Origin of the sequence: Nitrincola sp. (assembly GCF_048264025.1) — a bacterium.
Classification (GTDB): Bacteria; Pseudomonadota; Gammaproteobacteria; order Pseudomonadales; family Balneatricaceae; genus Nitrincola.
The window spans coordinates 1-20,718 of record NZ_JBLXDN010000004.1 but is presented as its reverse complement, the minus strand read 5'-3'; the positions used below and the strand labels follow the sequence as shown (position 1 = coordinate 20,718).

General features: G+C 50.1%; 14 protein-coding genes. 6 read left to right on the top strand and 8 right to left on the bottom strand.

Annotated features, from left to right (window positions below):
- Positions 1 to 96 precede the first annotated feature (96 nt).
- A complete protein-coding gene (gene ppsA, locus ACN0R1_RS04610) occupies positions 97 to 2,466 on the bottom strand; it encodes a phosphoenolpyruvate synthase (protein ID WP_417580412.1) in 2,370 nt (789 codons plus the stop codon).
- Positions 2,467 to 2,640: 174 nt separating this feature from the next.
- Between ppsA and ACN0R1_RS04605 the strand changes: the two genes are divergently transcribed.
- The gene (locus tag ACN0R1_RS04605) at positions 2,641 to 3,459 is read left to right on the top strand and encodes a pyruvate, water dikinase regulatory protein (RefSeq protein WP_417580626.1); all 819 of its coding nucleotides are present in this window, start codon (positions 2,641 to 2,643) and stop codon (positions 3,457 to 3,459) included.
- Positions 3,460 to 3,468: 9 nt separating this feature from the next.
- Here the strand turns inward: ACN0R1_RS04605 and ACN0R1_RS04600 are convergent, their stop codons facing one another.
- Both ACN0R1_RS04600 and ACN0R1_RS04595 read right to left on the bottom strand, forming a co-directional pair.
- Positions 3,469 to 4,872: a sigma-54-dependent transcriptional regulator gene (locus ACN0R1_RS04600; protein ID WP_417580410.1), complete on the bottom strand. Its 1,404-nt coding sequence runs from the start codon at positions 4,870 to 4,872 to the stop codon at positions 3,469 to 3,471.
- On the bottom strand, positions 4,872 to 6,473 hold the full coding sequence (locus ACN0R1_RS04595; protein ID WP_417580408.1) for a sensor histidine kinase: 1,602 nt from the start codon (positions 6,471 to 6,473) through the stop codon (positions 4,872 to 4,874). Before ACN0R1_RS04595 ends, ACN0R1_RS04600 begins: the two co-directional genes overlap by 1 nt.
- Before the next feature lie 164 nt (positions 6,474 to 6,637).
- Here ACN0R1_RS04595 and pilB point away from each other — a divergent pair, with 164 nt between their 5' ends.
- Genes pilB through ACN0R1_RS04580 form a run of 3 tightly spaced genes read left to right on the top strand, consistent with a single transcriptional unit; the run spans position 6,638 to position 10,473 of the window.
- Positions 6,638 to 8,356, top strand: a complete 1,719-nt coding sequence (pilB, locus tag ACN0R1_RS04590) for a type IV-A pilus assembly ATPase PilB (protein ID WP_417580406.1) — start codon at positions 6,638 to 6,640, stop codon at positions 8,354 to 8,356.
- A gap of 17 nt (positions 8,357 to 8,373) precedes the next feature.
- Positions 8,374 to 9,606, top strand: coding sequence for a type II secretion system F family protein (locus tag ACN0R1_RS04585; RefSeq protein ID WP_417580404.1), 1,233 nt, complete (start codon positions 8,374 to 8,376; stop codon positions 9,604 to 9,606).
- 21 nt (positions 9,607 to 9,627) lie between these two features.
- Positions 9,628 to 10,473, top strand: coding sequence for a prepilin peptidase (locus ACN0R1_RS04580; RefSeq protein ID WP_417580402.1), 846 nt, complete (start codon positions 9,628 to 9,630; stop codon positions 10,471 to 10,473).
- A gap of 59 nt (positions 10,474 to 10,532) precedes the next feature.
- Here the strand turns inward: ACN0R1_RS04580 and ACN0R1_RS04575 are convergent, their stop codons facing one another.
- The 3 genes from ACN0R1_RS04575 to ACN0R1_RS04565 all read right to left on the bottom strand — a co-directional run bounded on the left by ACN0R1_RS04575 (position 10,533) and on the right by ACN0R1_RS04565 (position 14,334).
- Positions 10,533 to 11,615: an ABC transporter ATP-binding protein gene (locus ACN0R1_RS04575; protein WP_417580400.1), complete on the bottom strand. Its 1,083-nt coding sequence runs from the start codon at positions 11,613 to 11,615 to the stop codon at positions 10,533 to 10,535.
- Positions 11,612 to 13,228, bottom strand: a complete 1,617-nt coding sequence (locus ACN0R1_RS04570; RefSeq protein WP_417580398.1) for an ABC transporter permease — start codon at positions 13,226 to 13,228, stop codon at positions 11,612 to 11,614. The genes ACN0R1_RS04575 and ACN0R1_RS04570 overlap by 4 nt, the downstream gene beginning before the upstream one ends.
- Before the next feature lie 107 nt (positions 13,229 to 13,335).
- Positions 13,336 to 14,334 carry an iron ABC transporter substrate-binding protein gene (locus ACN0R1_RS04565; protein ID WP_417580396.1) on the bottom strand — a complete coding sequence of 333 codons (999 nt, stop codon included), beginning with the start codon at positions 14,332 to 14,334 and terminating at the stop codon, positions 13,336 to 13,338.
- Between the two features lie 242 nt (positions 14,335 to 14,576).
- Here ACN0R1_RS04565 and ACN0R1_RS04560 point away from each other — a divergent pair, with 242 nt between their 5' ends.
- Positions 14,577 to 15,731 (top strand): DUF3095 family protein, encoded by a 1,155-nt coding sequence (locus tag ACN0R1_RS04560; RefSeq protein WP_417580394.1) that lies wholly within the window; start codon positions 14,577 to 14,579, stop codon positions 15,729 to 15,731.
- Here ACN0R1_RS04560 and ACN0R1_RS04555 read toward each other — a convergent pair.
- Positions 15,693 to 16,463 carry a 3',5'-cyclic-nucleotide phosphodiesterase gene (locus tag ACN0R1_RS04555; RefSeq protein ID WP_417580392.1) on the bottom strand — a complete coding sequence of 257 codons (771 nt, stop codon included), beginning with the start codon at positions 16,461 to 16,463 and terminating at the stop codon, positions 15,693 to 15,695. The genes ACN0R1_RS04560 and ACN0R1_RS04555 overlap by 39 nt on opposite strands.
- Positions 16,463 to 18,085, bottom strand: coding sequence for an HD domain-containing phosphohydrolase (locus ACN0R1_RS04550; protein WP_417580390.1), 1,623 nt, complete (start codon positions 18,083 to 18,085; stop codon positions 16,463 to 16,465). The genes ACN0R1_RS04555 and ACN0R1_RS04550 overlap by 1 nt, the downstream gene beginning before the upstream one ends.
- Positions 18,086 to 18,340: 255 nt before the next feature.
- Here ACN0R1_RS04550 and ACN0R1_RS04545 point away from each other — a divergent pair, with 255 nt between their 5' ends.
- Positions 18,341 to 20,572, top strand: coding sequence for an NADP-dependent isocitrate dehydrogenase (locus ACN0R1_RS04545; protein WP_417580388.1), 2,232 nt, complete (start codon positions 18,341 to 18,343; stop codon positions 20,570 to 20,572).
- The last annotated feature ends 146 nt before the right edge of the window (positions 20,573 to 20,718 follow it).

Below are 20,718 nucleotides of genomic sequence, written 5' to 3'. Positions count from 1 at the left end.
CAGAGATTGGCCTTTAAATTGGAAGCAATTCTCTACTGGACAGCCTCGCCCGACGATGAAGTATAGCAAAGCCGGGCAAGGCTTTAGCGAGGCGACCTAATCAGCTTTTTCATTAGCGAGGAAGAACCAGGTATCCAGCACTGAATCCGGATTGAGTGACACACTGGAAATACCCTGATCCATCAGCCAACGCGCCAGATCCGGATGATCTGACGGGCCCTGGCCACAGATACCTATATACTTGTCAGCGTCACGGCAAGCTTTGATCGCCATAGCCAACAGCATTTTTACCGCCTCATTTCGCTCGTCAAACAGATGCGCAATGATGCCAGAGTCTCGATCCAGCCCCAGGGTTAACTGAGTCAGGTCGTTAGAGCCAATGGAGAAGCCGTCAAAGTATTCAAGGAACTGGGTTGCCAACAGCGCATTGGATGGAATTTCGCACATCATGATCAGCCGCAGACCATTTTCACCGCGCTTCAGTCCGTTATGCGACAGCAGATCTACAACCTGACGTGCCTCCCCAACCGTGCGTACAAACGGCACCATGATTTCCACGTTGGTGAGCTTCATCTCATCACGCACACGTTTTAATGCACGGCATTCCAGCTCGAAGCAGTCCTGAAACGTTTCCGAGATATAACGCGCGGCGCCACGAAAGCCCAACATCGGATTTTCTTCAGCGGGTTCATAGCGATCACCGCCGATCAGATGGCCATATTCGTTGGACTTGAAATCCGACATGCGCACTATTACTTTGCGCGGGTAAAAGGCCGCCGCCAGGGTCGAAATACCTTCCACCAGCTTGTCGACATAAAAATCCACCGGTGAGGCATAACCAGCAATACGCCGATTGATAATCTGCTTGATGTCCCGGGGTTGTTGGTCGAAATTCAGCAGCGCTTTGGGGTGAACACCGATCATACGGTTGATAATGAACTCCAGCCGCGCCAGACCTACGCCCGCACTCGGCAGTGCCTGAAAATCAAAGGCACGATCTGGATTACCCACATTCATCATGATTTCGAAGGGCAATTCCGGCATGGATTCAATACTGTTAGTCTGGTGTTCAAATGCCAGCTTGCCTTCATAGGCCCGCCCGGTATCCCCTTCGGCACAGGACACAGTCACCAGTTGGTCGTTGTTCAACCGCTCAGTGGCATCACCACAACCAACAATCGCCGGAATCCCCAACTCACGCGCTATAATGGCCGCGTGACAGGTACGTCCACCACGGTTGGTAATAATCGCACCAGCACGCTTCATCACCGGTTCCCAGTCAGGGTCAGTCATATCGGTGACCAGCACATCTCCGGGTAGCACATCATGCATCTGCTCAAGGGAATCCACCACGCGGACAGGTCCGGAGCCGATACGATGGCCGATAGAGCGCCCCTCTATCAAGACCTTGCCTTTTTCCTTTAGCAAATAACGCTCCATTACCGCCGCCGAATTTTGGCTGCGCACCGTTTCAGGACGAGCCTGAACAATATAGAGTTCGCCATCATCACCGTCTTTGGCCCATTCGATATCCATGGGCCGACCATAATGCTGCTCAATGGTGATAGCAATCTTCGCCAAAGCCTCGACATCAGCGTCATTAATGCAGAAACGGTCTCTGTCTTCACGAGGCACGTCGACTGTTTCTACCGCGTCGGCTGTAGTCCCCTCGGCACCATAGATCATTTTGATCGCTTTAGAGCCAAGACTTCGACGCAGGATGGCTGGGGCACCCAGCTTGAGCGTGGGCTTGTACACATAGAATTCGTCTGGATTAACTGCCCCCTGAACCACGGTTTCACCCAATCCGTAAGCGGCAGTAATAAATACCACTTGCTTGAAACCTGATTCGGTATCCAGCGAGAACATCACACCCGAGGCACCGGTTTCACTGCGAACCATACGCTGAATTCCGGCTGACAGCGCCACTTCACTGTGAATAAAGCCACGGTGCACACGGTAGGAAATCGCGCGATCGTTATACAGTGAAGCAAATACAGATTTGATCGCTTGCTTGATATTGTCCAGCCCGCGGATATTTAGATAGGTCTCTTGCTGACCAGCAAACGAGGCATCCGGCAAATCTTCAGCCGTAGCCGAAGAGCGTACGGCTACTGAGATGCTCTGATTACCGGCCATCTCCTGGTAGCCATCATCGATGGCCGCTTCCAGGGCGGGTTGAAACTCAGCAGCCAGAATCCATTCACGAATCTGACGACCAGTCTCAGTTAGCGCTCGAGTGTCATTGCTATCCAGCTCACTCAGCAACGCATTAATTTTATCTGTCAGGTGATTGTGCTGCAGAAAATCACGATATGCCTGTGCCGTAGTGGCGAAGCCACCGGGTACTTTTACACCGGCATCACACAGTTGATGGATCATTTCTCCAAGCGAGGCGTTTTTACCGCCGACCTTATCAACATCTCCCATTCCCGCCTGATCCAGGCGTATGACGTAATCCTGCAAGGTAAACTCTCCTGTGGTTGGTCTGAAAGTCCGCCGTGAGTATTTTTTTTGTCGGCACTAAAACCCCGATGATACTTCAGTTAAAATGAAAAATCCTTGTCCTGACTGTATTGTAATAAAACTACATAGCATCCAGGCCGATATTTTCGTTCTAACAAGATAGGCGCTCTCTTGATTAAACGTACAGCATTTTTCATTTCTGACGGTACAGGCATCACGGCCGAAACACTGGGCAATAGCCTACTGACTCAGTTTGACGGCATTCAGTTCGAAATGGTGACCCTGCCCTATATCGACACGCTGGAAAAAGCCCATGCGGTTGTCGTCCGCATCAATGAGGCCTGTGAGCGTACTGGTCAAGCCGCAATTGTTTTCGATACCATTGTTAATCCTGAAATACGTGAAACCATCGCCGCTTGTCGCGGGTTCAAGATCGATGTGTTCGAATCCTTTCTAAAACCGCTTGAACAGGAGTTGCAGCTACGCTCCTCCTATTCGGTAGGAAAATCCCATGCGATCAATGAGTCCAGTCGTTATAAAGAACGTATCGCTTCAGTTAACTTTGCGCTGGACAATGATGATGGCGGACGAGTACAGCAATACAGCAAGGCAGACGTGATACTGGTTGGCGTATCCCGCTGTGGTAAAACACCCACCTGTCTATATATGGCGTTGCAGTTTGGTATACGTGCAGCCAACTATCCAATTACCATCGAGGACCTGGAAATGGGAGGTCTGCCAGAGGTTCTGATGCAACACCGCGACAAACTTTTCGGCTTGACCATCGATCCCTTCCACCTGACAGCCATACGCCATGAGCGTCGCCCGAACAGTCGCTACGCCTCTCTGGAACAGTGTGAGTTTGAGGTGCGCGAAGTGGAACGCCGCTTCAAGCAATTAAGTATCAGCAGCATCAATACCACACATTTTTCCGTAGAAGAAATTGCCACCCGTATTATGGCAGAAGCCGGTCTCACTCGCCGGGGCGTTTAACCCGGCCTGCTAGTCCATTCCCAGTTTTTTCAGCCGGTAACGCAGCGTCCGGAAGGAAATACCCAGCTTGCGGGCGGCAGCTGTTTTATTAAACTGGGTTGTCTCTAAGGCTTCCTGCAATATCTGTCGTTCAACCAGCTCCAGATAAGCCTCCAACCCCATGCTACACACCTTGTGTAAGCCATTTGCACCGGCAAGTGGCTCCTCACAGGCTGACTGACTGCGGTTATCGACTTGAATATCCTCAACCTCTATCAGATCACCTTCATTGAGGGTAATCGCGCGTGCCAATACGTTTTCCAGCTCACGGACATTACCAGGAAAGCGATGCTGGCATAGGCGTTCTTGTGCTTCGGCTGATAAGCGTGGTGCCGAACGCCCCATTTCTGTAGCCAGCTGCTGCAGAAAATACGCAGCCAGATAGGGAATATCTTCCGCATGCTCTCGCAGTGGAGGCACACGCAATTCGATCACATTGATGCGGTAGTAGAGGTCTTCACGAAACTCCCCCATCTCCACTTTGGCGGCCAAGTCTTCATGGGTTGCACTGACAATACGAACATCGACGAACTCTTCTTTTTGTGCCCCCACCGGTCTGACCGACTTTTCCTGGATCGCACGCAATAGCTTCACCTGCATATCCAGCGGCAAGTCAGCGACCTCATCCAGGAAAAGCGTGCCGCCCTCTGCCGCCTGAAACAGCCCCTCTTTATGCTGAGTCGCCCCAGTGAAACTGCCCTTACGATGGCCAAAAAATTCACTTTCCATCAGGTCAGCTGGAATAGCGCCACAATTTACGGCGATGAACGGCTTGTCACAACGGTGGCTGCGATGGTGCAGCATACGTGCTACCAGCTCTTTACCTGTGCCCGATTCACCCGAAATATGAACAGGGGCCAGGCTACGCGCAAGACGTGCTACCAGAGCGCGTATCTTCTCAATCGCGCGAGATTGTCCCATCAATTCAGGTCCAGGATCACCACCTGGCGCGTTTTGCTGTTGTTTTTCCAGCCTGACAGCTGAGGTAACCAGGTTACGCAGCGTCTGTAATTCAACGGGTTTATTCAGAAAATCGAAGGCGCCAGCCTTGAGGGCTTCAATGGCACTACTCATATTGCCGTGTGCAGTAATCATGGCAACAGGAATGTGTGGATAGTACTTTTGTATGCGATAGATCAAGTCCATGCCATTACCATCAGGCAGACGCATATCCGTCAGGCAGAGCTGAATACTTCCCTGTCCTTGCTGTTCCAGTAATTGCAAAGCTTCTGCCAGGGTAGCCGCCTCCAGACAATCAACCTGCATCCGTGTTAACGTCAAGCTGATCAACTCACGTATATCCGGCTCATCATCTACCACCAGTACTCTGGGCTGTAAAACCGGCGACCGGTCAGTAGCACTTACACTTTTCATTAATCAGACTCCCTGATAATCGCTTGTGGCCCAAAACTCAATCTAAAACAGGTGTTTTCATTTTGCTGCCGATGAGCAAGATGGCATTGATTTGCTTGCGCAAGCTCCTTGGACAGGTAAAGCCCCAGCCCGGTGCCCTTGCTTGTTGTAGTGAAAAAAGGCTCAAACAAACGCTCCTTTTCCTGCGGCAGAACCACTGGCCCATTATTAATGACCTCAAGATAACAACCTCGTGTCGCGTCTCCGGCAAGCAACACAGTTACACTGGGTGATGCAAGCGACTGATTGGCAAAATTCAGGGCATTTTGACATAAATTGCTGAGGATCTGGTGCAGGTGTCCTGAATCAAAATAAACTGTCAAGGGTTCAGTACTCTGATCATCGATTTTCAACACAGAACGGGCATCAGGATATAAACAATAAATCTCTTCAATAAAACCACTTAAGTATTTGTTTAATAATATTTCTTCTCCAAATACCCTATCGCGATTACCCAACTGAAGCACATCTTCAACTATCCGATTCACCCGTGCGGTATTCTCCTGAATGATGTCAGTCAGCCGCAAATCTTCAGGCGGTAATTTATCAGACTCCGCCAGTAATTCGCCCGCATGACGGATGGCACTCAGCGGGTTGCGGATTTCATGTGCGATACCGGCGGTTAACCGACCCAGTGCGGCCAGTCGCAATTGCTGTGACTGATCGTTGACCGCGGCCGCATCTTCAAGAAATATCAACACGCCGGTCTTGGTGTCATCACCGGCACGACCCACTTTAATCATCTGTACCAGCAAACTGGCAGGCAAGGTTTCAACCGAACGTTTTTCATGGCCCTGTCGACTCTGTCCACGCCAAAGCCGCAATTGTAAATTCAGCTCTATACTGAATTGCTGCAGATGAGTACCCAGCATTTGCGAAGGGGCATCCAGCAACCGCCTTGCCGCTTCATTTACCAGGCGTACATGGTGCTGTTCATCCACCACGATTACCCCCGTTGCCATCTGGCTGATCACCTGCTCGGTCAATTCAGACATATTGGCCAGATCAACACCACGGGAGTGAGCCAGATCGGCACTCTCCCTGGCCTGGCGCGCCAAAACCGTTGCCAGCACCGAGGTCACGATCAGTGTTAATCCCAGCAAACCCGCCATAGAGTAATTATAAGCACTGGCTATACCATACAACTGAGTATAAAACTGTTGCCCCAGCACGGCCAAGGAAGCCAGTGCAGCAAAAAACACCGACATACGCCCTGCCAGCAGCATGCTGGCATTGGCAATACTAACAACCATAAGCATACCGACACCACTGGCTACACCACCACTGGCATGCATCATCAGGGTAAATACCACAATATCGACACAGGTATAGAAATACACCTGCCAGGTGTAGGCCGGCGTACGCAGTAATAAGGGATAGATAGCCAGGAGCGTCACCACCACATAGACAGAGGCCGTTATCAAGAACAACCGTGGCGCTTCCTCACCCAAAGGCTCAGGCAGATATCCAGTGGAAATCAGCACCATGAGCAATAATGCCAGTATAATCCGGTAGACCGTCAACAGGCGCATAATACGCCATGCCTTTTGACTTGCTTGCATAAACTGCTTATCCCGTTGATGGCCTTAACTGAATCCTTGCGCCGGATCAAATAAAGCCGGATTGCCCGCGACATAAGGGCCCAGGCAATTGATAACTGTGAGTAACTGTGATTTGATTGCTATGCTGTTATATTATAAACAACTAGATTAGCTTGGGAGTTACTGTGGCACAAGGGGCTCAACCACTCAGCGGACTTGCCAGACGCCTTGTAATGGACGGTGTTTTTTCATCCGAAGTTGCAACCGATGCGATAAACAAGTCACGTGAAGCCAAGCAACCATTCGTCAGCTATATCATTAAACAACGTTTGGTCAGTGCACATAGAGCTGCTTCAGCGGCCGCCGAAGAATTCGGTCTTCCATTGCTGGATCTGGACGCCATCCCCGGCGATTCACTTCCCAAAGAAATTGTTTCTGATGCCCTGATCACCAAACACCACATCTTGCCCTTGATGAAGCGCGATAACCGTTTATTTGTTGCGGTCGCTGATCCAACTAACATGCAGGGTATTGATGAAATAAAATTCCAGACCGGGATCATTACTGAAGTTGTCATTGTTGAAGAAGACAAACTGTCAGCCGCCCTGGATGTCTACCTCGACCAGCAACAAAGCTCTGCACTGGGCGATCTCGATGACGCTGATCTTGATAATCTCGACATTGAAGACGGCACTCAGAAAAAAGACGAAGAACAGTCAGCCGAAGATGCCGCCAGTGAAGCACCAATCGTACGTTTCATCAACAAAGTACTCATGGATGCGATCAAGTCCGGAGCATCAGATATTCACTTTGAACCTTACGAAAAGAGCTACCGTGTGCGCTGTCGTATCGATGGCATATTGCAAGAGGTGCATCGCCCACCGATGAACCTGGCCACTCGCCTGGCAGCCCGACTCAAAGTTATGTCACAAATGGATATTTCCGAAAAGCGCGTGCCTCAAGACGGGCGCATCAAGATGAAAATATCCAAGACACGCGCTATAGATTTTCGTGTCAACTCGTTACCGACTCTCTGGGGCGAAAAAATCGTACTACGTATCCTCGACCCAACCAGTGCCCAAATAGGTGTTGAAGCCCTGGGCTTTGAGCCCGATCAGAAAAAAATCTACCTAAGCACCCTAGAACAACCCCAGGGGATGATTCTGGTAACAGGACCCACAGGTTCAGGTAAGACCGTTACCCTCTATACCGGCTTGAACATTCTCAATACCGCTGAACGCAACATCTCCACTGCGGAAGATCCGGTGGAGATCAATATGGATGGCATCAACCAGGTACACGTCAACATCAAAGTGGGCCTGACCTTCGCCGAAGCCTTGCGTTCTTTCCTACGACAGGACCCCGATGTGGTCATGGTCGGTGAGATACGTGACCTGGAAACGGCTGAGATCGCTATCAAGGCAGCACAAACAGGCCACATGGTGCTATCAACCCTGCATACCAACAGCGCCCCAGAAACACTGACCCGTTTGCGTAACATGGGTGTCCCTGCCTTTAACGTAGCCACGTCCGTCAGCCTGATTATTGCCCAACGCTTAGGCCGGCGCTTATGCGAATCCTGTAAGCGGCCGATCGATCTACCAGAAGCCACCTTGCTTGAAGAGGGCTTTAAACCTGATCAGATTCCTGACCTGCACCTATATGAAGCAAATCATGAAGGCTGCTCTAAATGTAACCGCGGATATAAAGGGCGTGTCGGTATTTATGAGATGCTTGCCATGACACAAGAGGTTGCCGAATGTATTATGGAAAACGGTAACTCACTGGACATATTACGCGTTGCTCGCAAACAGGGTTTCAAAACTCTACGGGAATCCGGACTACTTAAAGTCGCCAATGGCCTGACTAGTCTTGAAGAAATGAATCGCGTTATTAAAACCTGATAAGGGAAATAACTCAGATGGCTATAGCAGCAAAAAAGGAAAAGAAAAAAGCCACATTCCAGTGGGAAGGCAAGGATCGCAGTGGAAATCGCAGCAAGGGTAAAATCGATGCCGAAAATGTAGCGATCGCCAAATCACTGCTGCGCAAACAGGGCATCAACCCCAACAAGGTGTCCAAACAAAGCAGCATGTCGCTGTTAGGCAGTAAAAACAAGCCGATCAAACCGCTCGATATAGCGTTTTTCACCCGGCAGATGGCGACGATGATGAAATCCGGCGTCCCCTTGCTCCAAGGCCTTGAAATCGTTGCTAACGGCACCGAAAAAGTGAAGCTCAAAGAGCTCACATACGATATACGTAATGACGTTAACGGTGGTACCGATTTTTCCACTGCATTGAGCAATCACCCAAAATACTTTGATGAATTAACCTGTTCTCTGGTCCGGGCCGGCGAACAGTCCGGTGCGCTGGAAACCATGCTTGATCGAATTGCCACCTACAAAGAAAAAATTGAATCGCTGAAGGCCAAAATCAAGAAAGCCATGACCTACCCTGCGGCTGTAGTGGCCGTGGGTATCATTGTATCGGCTATTTTGCTGGTTAAGGTTGTCCCTCAGTTCCAGGATATTTTCCGCAGCTTTGGTGCTGACCTGCCTGCCTTCACACTGTTTGTCATAGGCCTGTCAGACCTGGCTCAACAATACTGGTTCTTCGCTCTGATCGGCTTTGTTTTACTCGGCTTTGGCTTCACCAAGCTGATGGAGAAATCACAAAAATTCCATAACGCCGTAGACCGCTTTGTGCTCAAGATCCCGGTACTGGGTGCAATATTATACAAGGCCGCTATTGCCCGCTTTGCCCGCACCCTGTCCACAACGTTTGCTGCAGGGGTTCCCTTGGTTTCAGCACTCGATTCGGCCGCTGGTGCAGCAGGCAACGTGGTGTTCAGAACAGCCATTATTCAAGTGCGTAACGGCGTATCCACCGGTCAATCATTGCAAAATGCCGTTAATATGACCGGCATCTACCCCGCCATGGTGACACAGATGATCGCCATCGGTGAGGAAGCCGGTTCACTGGATACCATGCTGGATAAGATCGCCACTTTTTACGAAGAGGAAGTCGACAATGCCGTTGATAACCTGTCCAGCCTGCTTGAACCTTTAATCATGGTGGTACTCGGCACCCTGGTCGGCGGTCTGGTTATTGCCATGTATCTGCCAATCTTCCAGTTGGGTAATGTTGTCTAAGGTTTTCCAAAACATATGCTAATGCTTGAACTCTTTGCGGCCCACACCTGGTGGGCCGTTTTCTTCGCCCTGCTGCTAGCCTTGCTGGTAGGCAGTTTTCTTAATGTGGTAATTTTGCGTTTGCCGGTGATGATGGAGCGTGAGTGGCAAGCCGCCCTGGCGCCAGAGTCAGGTGACGAAACGCAGGACCCATTCAACCTGGCCGTTCCCCGCTCACGATGCAATCATTGTGGCCACTTGATCCGTTGGTATGAGAATATTCCTGTATGCAGTTGGTTGGTTTTACGCGGCAAGTGCAGTTCATGCAGCAGCACAATCAGCCCCCGCTATCCCCTGATTGAACTGCTCAGCGGGATATTATGTGCCTTTATTGCCTGGCAGTACGGCATCACACTGACAGGACTGGCGCTGATGTTGCTAACCTGGGCGCTGATCGCACTGACATTTATCGATATAGATCATCAACTTTTGCCAGACAGTATCACCCTGCCGTTATTATGGCTGGGATTACTATTAAACAGCTTTGAGGTGTTCACTACACTCAGCAGTGCCGTCTGGGGTGCCGCCTTAGGCTATCTGGCGCTCTGGGGCGTCTACTGGGCATTCAAACTACTGACCGGCAAGGAAGGTATGGGCTATGGCGACTTTAAACTGCTGGCCGCACTGGGCGCCTGGGGTGGTGCCATCAGCTTACCGATGATTATTCTATTTTCATCGGTCACCGGGGTTGTATTAGCCGGTGTAATGATTGCTCTGCGCAAGCACCAGGCTGCAAATCCCTTACCTTTTGGACCCTATCTGGCGATTGCAGGCTGGTTTGCAATACTTTGGGGTGAGCCGGTGATGCGCTGGTATTTAGGCAGTTAAACTCGGCGAGTAGTTAAGCCTTGGGCAGTTAAGCTTTGGAGAGGTTAATCCTCTCCGATTCAACCAGGCAGTACCGAGCCACCGCGCAGCACATTGATGTTTACCCAACTGCCAACTTCAAAGCTCTGGTGTCGCGGCGCTATAACACAATACTGTACGCCATCACGCTCCAGTGTGTAGAAGTAATCATGGCCACGGAATTCCCGAGAGACCACCCGAGCCGCGGCATCGCAACGTGGAGCTGGGCTCAAATGCAGATCTTCAGGACGCACCGACATCTGTACCTGGCCCTGCAGACCTTTTTCTACTTGTAGCTGGCCCAGTGGCGTACTGACAAAACCATCCAGTGCATCCCCATAGAGTAAATTGGTATGCCCGAGAAAACGCGCCACAAACGCATTGGCAGGATGCTGATAAACCTGCTGCGGCGTATCTGTCTGCACCAGAAAACCCTGATTCATAACACCGACTTTATCTGCAAAAGTGAGTGCTTCAGCCTGATCATGTGTTACCAGAATTACCGTAGTACCTGAGCGCTTAAACAGGGCACGCATCTCATTACGTGTTGATTCACGCAACGATGCATCGAGGTTCGAGAAAGGCTCATCCAGCAATACCAGTTCTGGCTCAGCCGCCAGCGTTCGAGCCAAAGCGACACGCTGTTGCTGACCACCGGATAATTCATTGGGATAACGCTTACGCAGTGCATCCAGCCCCATCAGCTCTAACCAACTGGTTGCTTTATCTGCACGCTCACCCTTAGGCGTATCACGCATGGCAAACATGACATTTTGCTCAATGGTCATGTGTGGGAACAGCGCATAATCCTGAAACACAATACCAATCTTGCGCTGCTGTGGACTCAGGTGCGTCACATCACGCCCCTGCAGAAAAATCTGCCCGCTATCCGCCTGCTCAAAACCGGCAATCATTCGCAATGTTGTGGTTTTGCCACAGCCACTAGGACCGAGCAAGGCTAATATTTCACCCTTATGCAGAGTAAACGACAAATCATTCACCGCCAGTGCATCGTCACGGCGGTAGCGCTTACTCAGGTGCAGCGTCTGAATCTGCACATCACGTTTATCGATCGCTGGGTCTTCAATCTGAATAGCCCCTGTCACCAACTGCTGACTGTTCATTGACCCCCCTTGATTTTTTCACGATTCAAGACCATGCCCACAGACAGGCTAGAAAAAAGCACTATCGCCGCCGCAAAGGGTGCGGCCTCAGCCATCATCCCTTCTGAGGTGCGTGAAAACACTGTAACGGCCAATGTACTATACCCTGTCGGTGCCAGTAGAAAGGTAATCGGCAGCTCTTTCATGCAAAATAGAAACACCAGCGCCAACGAGGCCAAAATACCCCGGCGCAAGCGAGGAAATACCACATGGAAAAACGTACTCACCGGACCATAACCCAATGAATATGCGGCCTCTTCTGTATTCGGTCGTGTCTGGATAATTGCACTACGAATTGGCCCCATCGCCAGCGCTAATGTTGCCAGGGTCCAGGCAAAAATCAACAACCCCAACGTCTGATAAAAAATATAAGCCGTCTGTAAAGCAAAAAATACCATCGCCAATGCCAGTGTCAGTGGTGGCAAGGCATAGCCTATATAGGTTGATCGCTCTATAGCACTGGTCAGGCGAGAAGGATAGCGCACCGACAGATAACAAACCGGCAAAGCCATAACCGCTGCCAGTACCGCAGCAGGAGCAGCGGCCGCGGCAGAGCGCAAAAAGGTCCAGGGCACCTGAAGAAATACACTGACGTCAGGTGGTACCACAATAATCCAATAAGACAACATAGCGACTGGCAGACCAATGGACGCGGAAAAAACAAAGCCGACATAGATCCATGCCGGAACAGCCAGCTTACCAAGGTACTGCGGTGCTGCAGGACGGGAGACCCCACTGCCCACACTGGCAAGGCGCTTGCGTTTGAGTAAGTAGGCTTCCATTACCAGAAAACTGGCGGCTAGTGCCAGTAACATGATCGATAACCAGGCTGCATATATACGATCAAACGCCCCCGAATACTGGGTATAAATCGCATAACTGAAGGCTTCATAACGCATCAGCGCGACAGCACCGAAATCACCCAGCACATACAACCCTACTACCATATAACCGGCCAGCAATGCAGGCATTAGATGAGGCAGCATGATCTTACGAAATACTTCAACGCGTGAATAGCCAAGACTCTGCGCACTCTCTTCCAGGCTACTATCCAGCCCCAGCAATGCTGCACGTAAATTTAGGAAAATATACGGAAAGGTGTAAAGCGCCAACGCCCATACAGCACCCCAATAACCGGAAATATTCTGTACCTGAATACCAAACACCTGTGATAACACGCCCAGATTACCGCCTACACCCAGCAACGCATAGGCCATAACATACCCAGGCACTGCAAGTGGCACTACAGCCAAAATGGTCAGTAAGCGTTTGGCGCGAATATCACTGCGAGTCACCAGCCAGGCCAGCGGCAAAGCCAGAAACGTACAAATAACTAACACACCACCTGTTAAGGCCAGAGTATTAAGCAATAGTTGAAAGTTTCGCGGACGAAAAACCAGTTCGAGCAATTGATCAGGCTGGGCCTGCCCGGCTCGAAGAAAAAGATAAAGCAAAGGAATAATCATGCAGACTGATACAGCTATAGCAGGTATCAGCAAATACAGGGGGGGACGTTTAACTTTGACTTGTAACGATTGGTGCTTACCAGCCTCTACTACGCTATGACTATGCATTACCACCCACTTCAATAAACCTCACTGGCCAGAACTCTGGTAACGCACTGCTGAATAAAGCTAACCGATAGCCATCGCCAGGAATACTACCGGTTAGCTTGCATCAGTTACAGCAATTCAGCATCACGTAGGAGCTTAAGGGTACCTTCCAGATCAGACAACTGATCCAGATCAACAACTGGTGCAACTTCCAGCAAGGTTTCCAAGCTACCCAGAACCGGATTAGGGATTATACCATCAACTACTGGGTACTCATTCACTACAGAAGTGAAATATTGCTGAGCAGAGGGTGACAGCATGTATTCGATAAACTCAACAGCGGCTTCTTTATTGTCGCTGGTTTTAAGCACAGCAACACCCGCTACGTTTACCAGGTTACCTATATCGTCTTTTTCAAAGTAAGTCTGCTTTGCCGGAAAATCCGCATTCGCCGCTACAAACCGGGGCAAATAATAATTATTTACCAAGCCAAAGTCTATCTCACCATCACCAATCGCCTGAACCTGTGTAGAGTTATTACGGTAGACTTTAGTCTCGTTGGCTTTCATACCCTCGAGCCATTCCAGCGTTTTCTCATCACCATGAACAGCACGCATAGCTGTCAGGAAAGACTGAAAACTGCCATTCGTTGGTGCGAAACCAAAGCGGCCTTTGTATTCCGGTTTAGTCGCATCAAAAATAGAGGCGGGAATTTCATCTTCAGAAACACGTTCAGTTGAATAAGCCACAACACGTGAACGACCACTGGCCGCTACCCACTGACCCGTCTTGCTGGTAAAAATTTCTGGCAAGTTGGCGTATAGGGCATCTGGCAGCTCATCCAACATACCGGCATTAGCCAGGGCACCCATAGCGCCTGCATCCTGACCCCAGTATAGATCTGCAGGAGAGCGATCACCCTCTTCCTGAATCAATACAGCCAACTGTGCTGTATCACCATAACGTACGTTTACCTTGATGCCACTTTTCTTCTCAAACTGTTCAATAATGGGCTGAACCAATGATTCGCCGCGACCTGAGTAAAGTGTCAACTCTGTCGCTGCAGCGAAGGGGGCCGCTACTAGCGCGCTGATAAGGGCCATGCCGGTAAATAGTTTTTTTTGCATCAGACAACCTATTTTATAATTGAGATAAGAACATTTCGAAACGGCCATGAGAAGCCACTCAAAATACTTAAAGATAAGTATTATCACTTCCACTTACTTAGTCAACACAAATAAGATTTGTTATCATTAAAAATACGCTATCAATGCAAATCCTGAGATAAATTGTGTCTATAGGCCACTCTCTCCTGCATGGTAGCAGCTTCATGCTATATTGCAGTCATTGCATTCTTGGATTATCTACTATGCTGCGCAGAATCGTTGATTTTGAACAACAAGCACTTGATCTTAGCCATTACCAACAACTGCCTGATGACTGGTACATTGCTGTTGCCGATGTGGTGGGGAGCACCCAACTCGCCCGTGTAGGCCGCGATAAAGATGTTAATTTTATTGCCGGTGCGGCTGTAGCCGTGTTAACACCTGCGCTGACAGGAAACGACGAACTCGCTGCCATTCAGTTTGGCGGGGATGGGGTTTTAGCCGCCGTACCCGGTGACAAGGCAGAACAGATCAAAACGTTACTGGCAGCACTCGCTTATTGGTCCAAAGAGGCTTTTTCTATCGAGTTGCGCATAGGCATGGTGCCGGTAAAAGCACTGAACCAGTCAGGTCTGAGAACTTACGCGTCCTTGCAGATGGTCAGTGAACAACGCGCCTTTGGACTGTTCCTGGGTGAAGGCATTCAGGCGGCGGACGATTGGGTAAAACAAGACCCCCAATGGCATATATTACCCGTACAAGGTGTTTTACCCGGGCTGGAAAATCTATCCTGTCGCTGGGACCCCATACCATCACGCCGCGGTAGTATTTTATCCATCATCATCGATCCTCTGGTTCCAGGCGATGAAGGTATCCAGGCGCTGAATAAGCTGTTCCGTGAGCTGAACAGCATCGCGCCGGGAGAGCTCACTTCGCCGCTAGGTACACGGGAACAACTGACCCCTCCGGCCATTCCTGGCTGGCGTTCAGTTTCACGCGAGTTGAAAACCCCCAATACAGGTACAGGCATTAAACGTTTCCTGAAAGCCTATGCAGGTTCCTTCATCCTCTGGCTGGCCTGGCGAATCGGCGGAAAACTGGGTCCGGTAGATGCCAAGCGTTACTTGAGCAGCCTGCGTTATCGCAGCGATTTCCGCAAACAAGCCGGGGGCCCCCGCATGGTCTTGGACCTGACACCTGATGAAGTGGCAGCAACGCTAAAGCGGCTTGATGCAGCCGAAGCACGTGGTGAGATTATCTATGGTACAGCCACTAGTGAGGCCTCTACCCTCACCTGCCTGGTAGGTGACTTTCAGGCCGATGATCACATCCACTTTGTTGATGGCCAGGCACTGGGATTTTGGCGTGCATCGGTAGTACTAAAGGAAAAACGTATCGCCCGAGCTAATAAAATGTAATTTTGAAGGCAGTTTCAGACCAGTCAATTCAGCGCAAATTTCTTTCCTGAAAGCAGGCTTCAAGTGTGTGATAAGTACACTTTCCGGAGGATATTCTAACTGCTGTAAAAACTGCATCAGGCCTTGGGGAGTGAAGTGTTTGCTTTGCTCTGCGACAGTTTTAAGACGATCAGGAAACGCGCACTCCAGCATCAGCATATCGATAGGGCCAGACAGGTTATAAGCTTGAAGTATGGAGTCGTCATAGCGGGTATCACCACTGAAACAAAACACCTTCCCCTCTGCCGATACGACTCGATAACCACAGGTTGGAACAGCATGTATTGCCAGCAGGGGTGTCAGGGTTAAACCAGCTGTTTGCATTGTCTGACCCATGCTAATAGGCCGATAGCGAAGTACTGGCTGCTGAGAATCGGGTAATACGCTGAAATCAGGCCAGACCTGCCAATTAAAAATATGCTCGCGCAGCACCTTCAGGGTTTCGGGTAAGGCCAGCACTTCAACCGGAGACTTCAGTTGTTCAAACAGGTTATCCAGTAGCAAGGGTAAAAAACAGATGTGATCCAGGTGCGCATGCGTCAAAAATACCTGCTTAATCGCCAGCATTTCATCCTGGGATAGCGCCCCTAATCCACTACCCGCGTCGATCAACAAATGCTCATCAATACGAATGCAGGTAGTGTGTTCGCCGTTCCCCATCCCACCACTACAACCCAGGATTTCAATTTTCATTAATGACTTTCCTTATTCAACCCAGGTAATGCTGACACATCAACGGCATCCATCTGCTCCGGTGATAAATGCACTGCCGCATAACGTTCATACACGCGCGCTTCAACAAATACGGCAAACAAATCAGGATCCAGATGCTTGTCTTCAACCATACGCCCCATAATCATCAAGGCTTGTGATAACTTCATCGGCTCTTTGTAGGGGCGCTCTTTGGCAGTCAGCGCTTCAAATACATCCGCAACGCCCATAATACGGGCAGGAATCGACATCTGCTCACGCGTCAACCCCCTTGGATAACCCTTGCCATCCATACGTTCATGATGGCATCCGGCATACTCAGCGACTCGCTGTAAATGCTTGGGAAAAGGCAGTTGCTCCAGCATATCCAGCGTTGCCACCATATGATCATTCATAATCTGGCGCTCTTGCGGATTAAGCGTGCCACGGCGAATCGACAGATTTAGTTTCTCATCGTCGCTCAGTAGAGACTGTCGTACACCCTTATGATCAACCCAGGTTTTCTCAGCCAGGTTTTGTATCCGCAGCAGATCTGCATCGGTCGTGAACTCTGTGCCGACATTGACACGTCGGAGAAAGTCCAGGTCATCAAGCAACTGGGCTTGTTCAGCCGCCAGTGTTTTTGCAGCCTCATCTGTAAGCGGGTATTTGAGCTGCTGTATTTCCAGATCACGCCGCAGAATTTCAATTCGTGTCGCAATGAGTTCTATGCGATCAAACACGGTTTCCAGCTTACGCGACTTTTCCATCACATGGTGCGGCGTAACAACTTTACCGCAGTCATGTAACCAGGCGGCCGTTTTCAGCTCGTAGAAATCAGCATCACTCATGACAAAGTCTTTGACGGCCGGATGATTTGATGCTGAAACAGCTTCAGCCAGAAACAGCGTGGCATCCGGCACCCGTCGGCAATGATTGCCGGTGTGAGGCGACTTTTTATCTATCGCGGTCGCCAGCACCTGGGTGAAGCTGTCAAACAGCGTTTTCATCTCTTCGATCAGGCGCTGATTAGTCAAGGCCACGGCGGCCTGAGAGGCTAGGGATTCGGCCAGCTCCTGATCTGTTTCTGAAAAGGCGACCACCACACCGACAGACTGTTTATTGATCAGTTGCAGGGCGGCAAACACTTCGCCCTCGTGATTTACCAGGGGCACCGTCAGAAAAGAACGTGAGTGATAACCACTTTGTTGATCGAATATACGGGTACCACTGAAATCGAAGTTACTGTGATCATAGGCATCGGCAACACGGATAGTCTGTTTGTGTAATACCGACCAAGCAACAACTAACTGTTCATTCGGCTGTCCGTTATCCAAATACAAGGAGATTGGCTTAAACAGTTCAACACCAGGCTGTTGGTAGCCCCCCAGGTACAGACCCAACTGATCATTCTGTACCAGTGCAAACTGCAAGCTTCGTGCTGAGCCATCCAGCAGATACAGGGTTCCGGCATCGGCACTGGTCAACTCACGCGCACTACTGAGAATCAGCTCAAGCAATTGCAACTTATCGTGTTCTGCTGACAGGGCAATACCGATCTGGTTCAGCCGACGTACTTTCTGCTCCAGCGACTTATCCTGTCTTTCACCATCTTTTAAAGTCATACACCAAGCTCAAACAGGTTGACGGCACAAAACCGCAAGGTACAAAATAGTATGCCATTTCAGCCTTCGAAAAGCTGCGCTCTCACGCTACGTTAGCCCATCGTCTAACAATTCGGCGTATAAAAAAATGTAGCGATTCGATACAATAATAGTGTAGTTTTTTTACCAGAATAAAGAATCAACAGCTAATTTACGCGGTTCAGGCGCGTCTAATCAACGTCTGAAGCGATACATCCATGCAATTTGGGGAATAAAATGACAGAAAAAAGTCCAAAAATTATTTATACGCTCACTGATGAAGCTCCAGCACTTGCGACCTGTTCCCTGCTTCCCATTGTAAGAACCTTTACAGCCGCGGCTGAAATCAGTGTTGAAACCAGCGATATCTCTGTTGCTGCGCGCGTACTTGCGGCCTTCCCTGAAAAGCTTACAGAAGAGCAACGTGTTGCAGACACCCTGTCTGAGCTGGGTGAGCTGACCAAAGATCCTTCTGCCAACATTATCAAACTCCCCAACATCAGCGCATCCATTCCGCAGCTTAAAGCTTGCATCAAGGAACTTCAGTCGCAGGGTTATGACATACCTAACTTTGTTGATGAGCCAAAAACTGACGAAGAAAAACAGATACGTGAGCGTTACGGCAAAATTCTTGGCAGTGCGGTAAACCCAGTACTGCGTCAGGGTAACTCTGACCGTCGTGCGCCGCCGGCTGTTAAAGCCTTCGCACGTAAATTCCCGCACTCTATGGGTGCCTGGAGCAAAGCATCCCGCTCTCATGCCGACTATATGCGCGGTGGCGACTTCTATTCCAGTGAAAAATCCACCACCCTGACGGATGACACCGATGTGCGCATCGAGTTTGTCGGCAAGGATGGGCAGGTGCAGGTGAAGAAAGAACTACACCTTGAAAAAGGCGAAGTGCTGGACGGCATGTTCATGAGTGCCAAAGCCCTGCGTGATTTCTTTGAAGAAACACTGAATGATTGCAAAGACAGCGGCGTAATGTGGTCACTGCACGTCAAAGCTACCATGATGAAGGTCTCCCACCCGATCGTGTTCGGTCACGCCGTGACTGTGTACTACAAAGACCTGTTTGAGAAACACGGCGAACTGTTCAAAGAGCTAGGGGTTAATCCCAACAATGGTCTGAACAGCGTTTACGAAAATATTAAAAGCCTGCCGCACTCCAAGCAGGAAGAGATCGAAGAAGATATCCATGCCTGCTATGCCAATCGCCCTGAAATGGCGATGGTTGACTCCGTAAAAGGCATCACCAACCTGCATATCCCCAGTGACGTTATTGTCGATGCCTCCATGCCGGCGATGATCCGCAACTCCGGTCAGATGTGGGGTCAGGATGGCAAGTCGAAAGATACCAAAGCGGTTATGCCAGAAAGCACTTACGCACGTATCTATCAGGAAATGATCAATTTCTGCAAAACAGAAGGTGCATTTGATCCTACCACCATGGGTACCGTACCTAACGTTGGTCTGATGGCAATGAAAGCCGAAGAGTATGGCTCTCACGACAAAACTTTCGAAGTACAGGCCGACGGCATCATGCGTATCGTCAATACTGCTGATGGCAGTGTGATCATGGAGCATGAAGTAGAAAAAGGCGACATTTGGCGCGCTTGCCAGACCAAAGACGCGGCTATCCGCGACTGGGTCAAGCTGGCCGTTACCCGTGCACGTCAGTCAGATACCCCAGCGATCTTCTGGTTAGATAAAGAACGTGCCCATGATGCTGAGCTGCGCAAAAAAGTAGAACTCTATCTGAAAGACTACGATACCGAAGGTCTGGATATTCGCGTTAACTCTTACATTCCAGCGATCCGTCGTACTATGGAGCGTCTGATCCGTGGCAAGGACACTATTTCAGTCACAGGTAACGTATTGCGTGACTACCTGACCGACCTCTTCCCGATCATGGAACTGGGAACCTCAGCCAAAATGTTGTCTGTCGTGCCAATGTTGGCCGGTGGCGGCATGTACGAAACCGGTGCCGGTGGTTCCGCACCCAAGCATGTTCAGCAGGTTCTGCAGGAAAACCACCTGCGTTGGGACTCACTAGGTGAATTCCTGGCCATTGCCGTATCGCTGGATGAACTGGGCATGAAAGAAAACCTGCCCAAGGCTCGCATTCTGGGTCATGCGCTGGATCGTGCTACAGAAACTCTGCTGGAAAATAACAAGTCTCCTTCACGTCGTACTGGTGAGTTGGATAACCGCGGCAGCCACTTCTTCCTGGCCATGTACTGGGCACAAGAACTGGCTGCGCAGGATGAAGACCCTGAACTGAAAGCACGCTTCGCCTCCCTGGCCAAAGCGCTGACTGAAAATCAGGACAAAATCCTGGCGGAACTTAGCGAAGTACAGGGTAAACCAGCCGATATCGGTGGTTACTATCACCCAGACGCGCAAAAAGCCGTTGCGGTGATGTGCCCAAGCAAAACGCTTAACGAAATTCTGGCTAAATTCCGCTAAGCCCTTTCTGTGGGAGCTCGCTTGTGGGAGCTCACTCTGTGAGCGAACGCCTTTTCGCCCGCAGAGCGGGCTTATATGGACCCGCCCGTGTTGCAAGCTATTTTTGACTCGAGCAGATGTGTTGCACGCTTATATCCGACCTATGA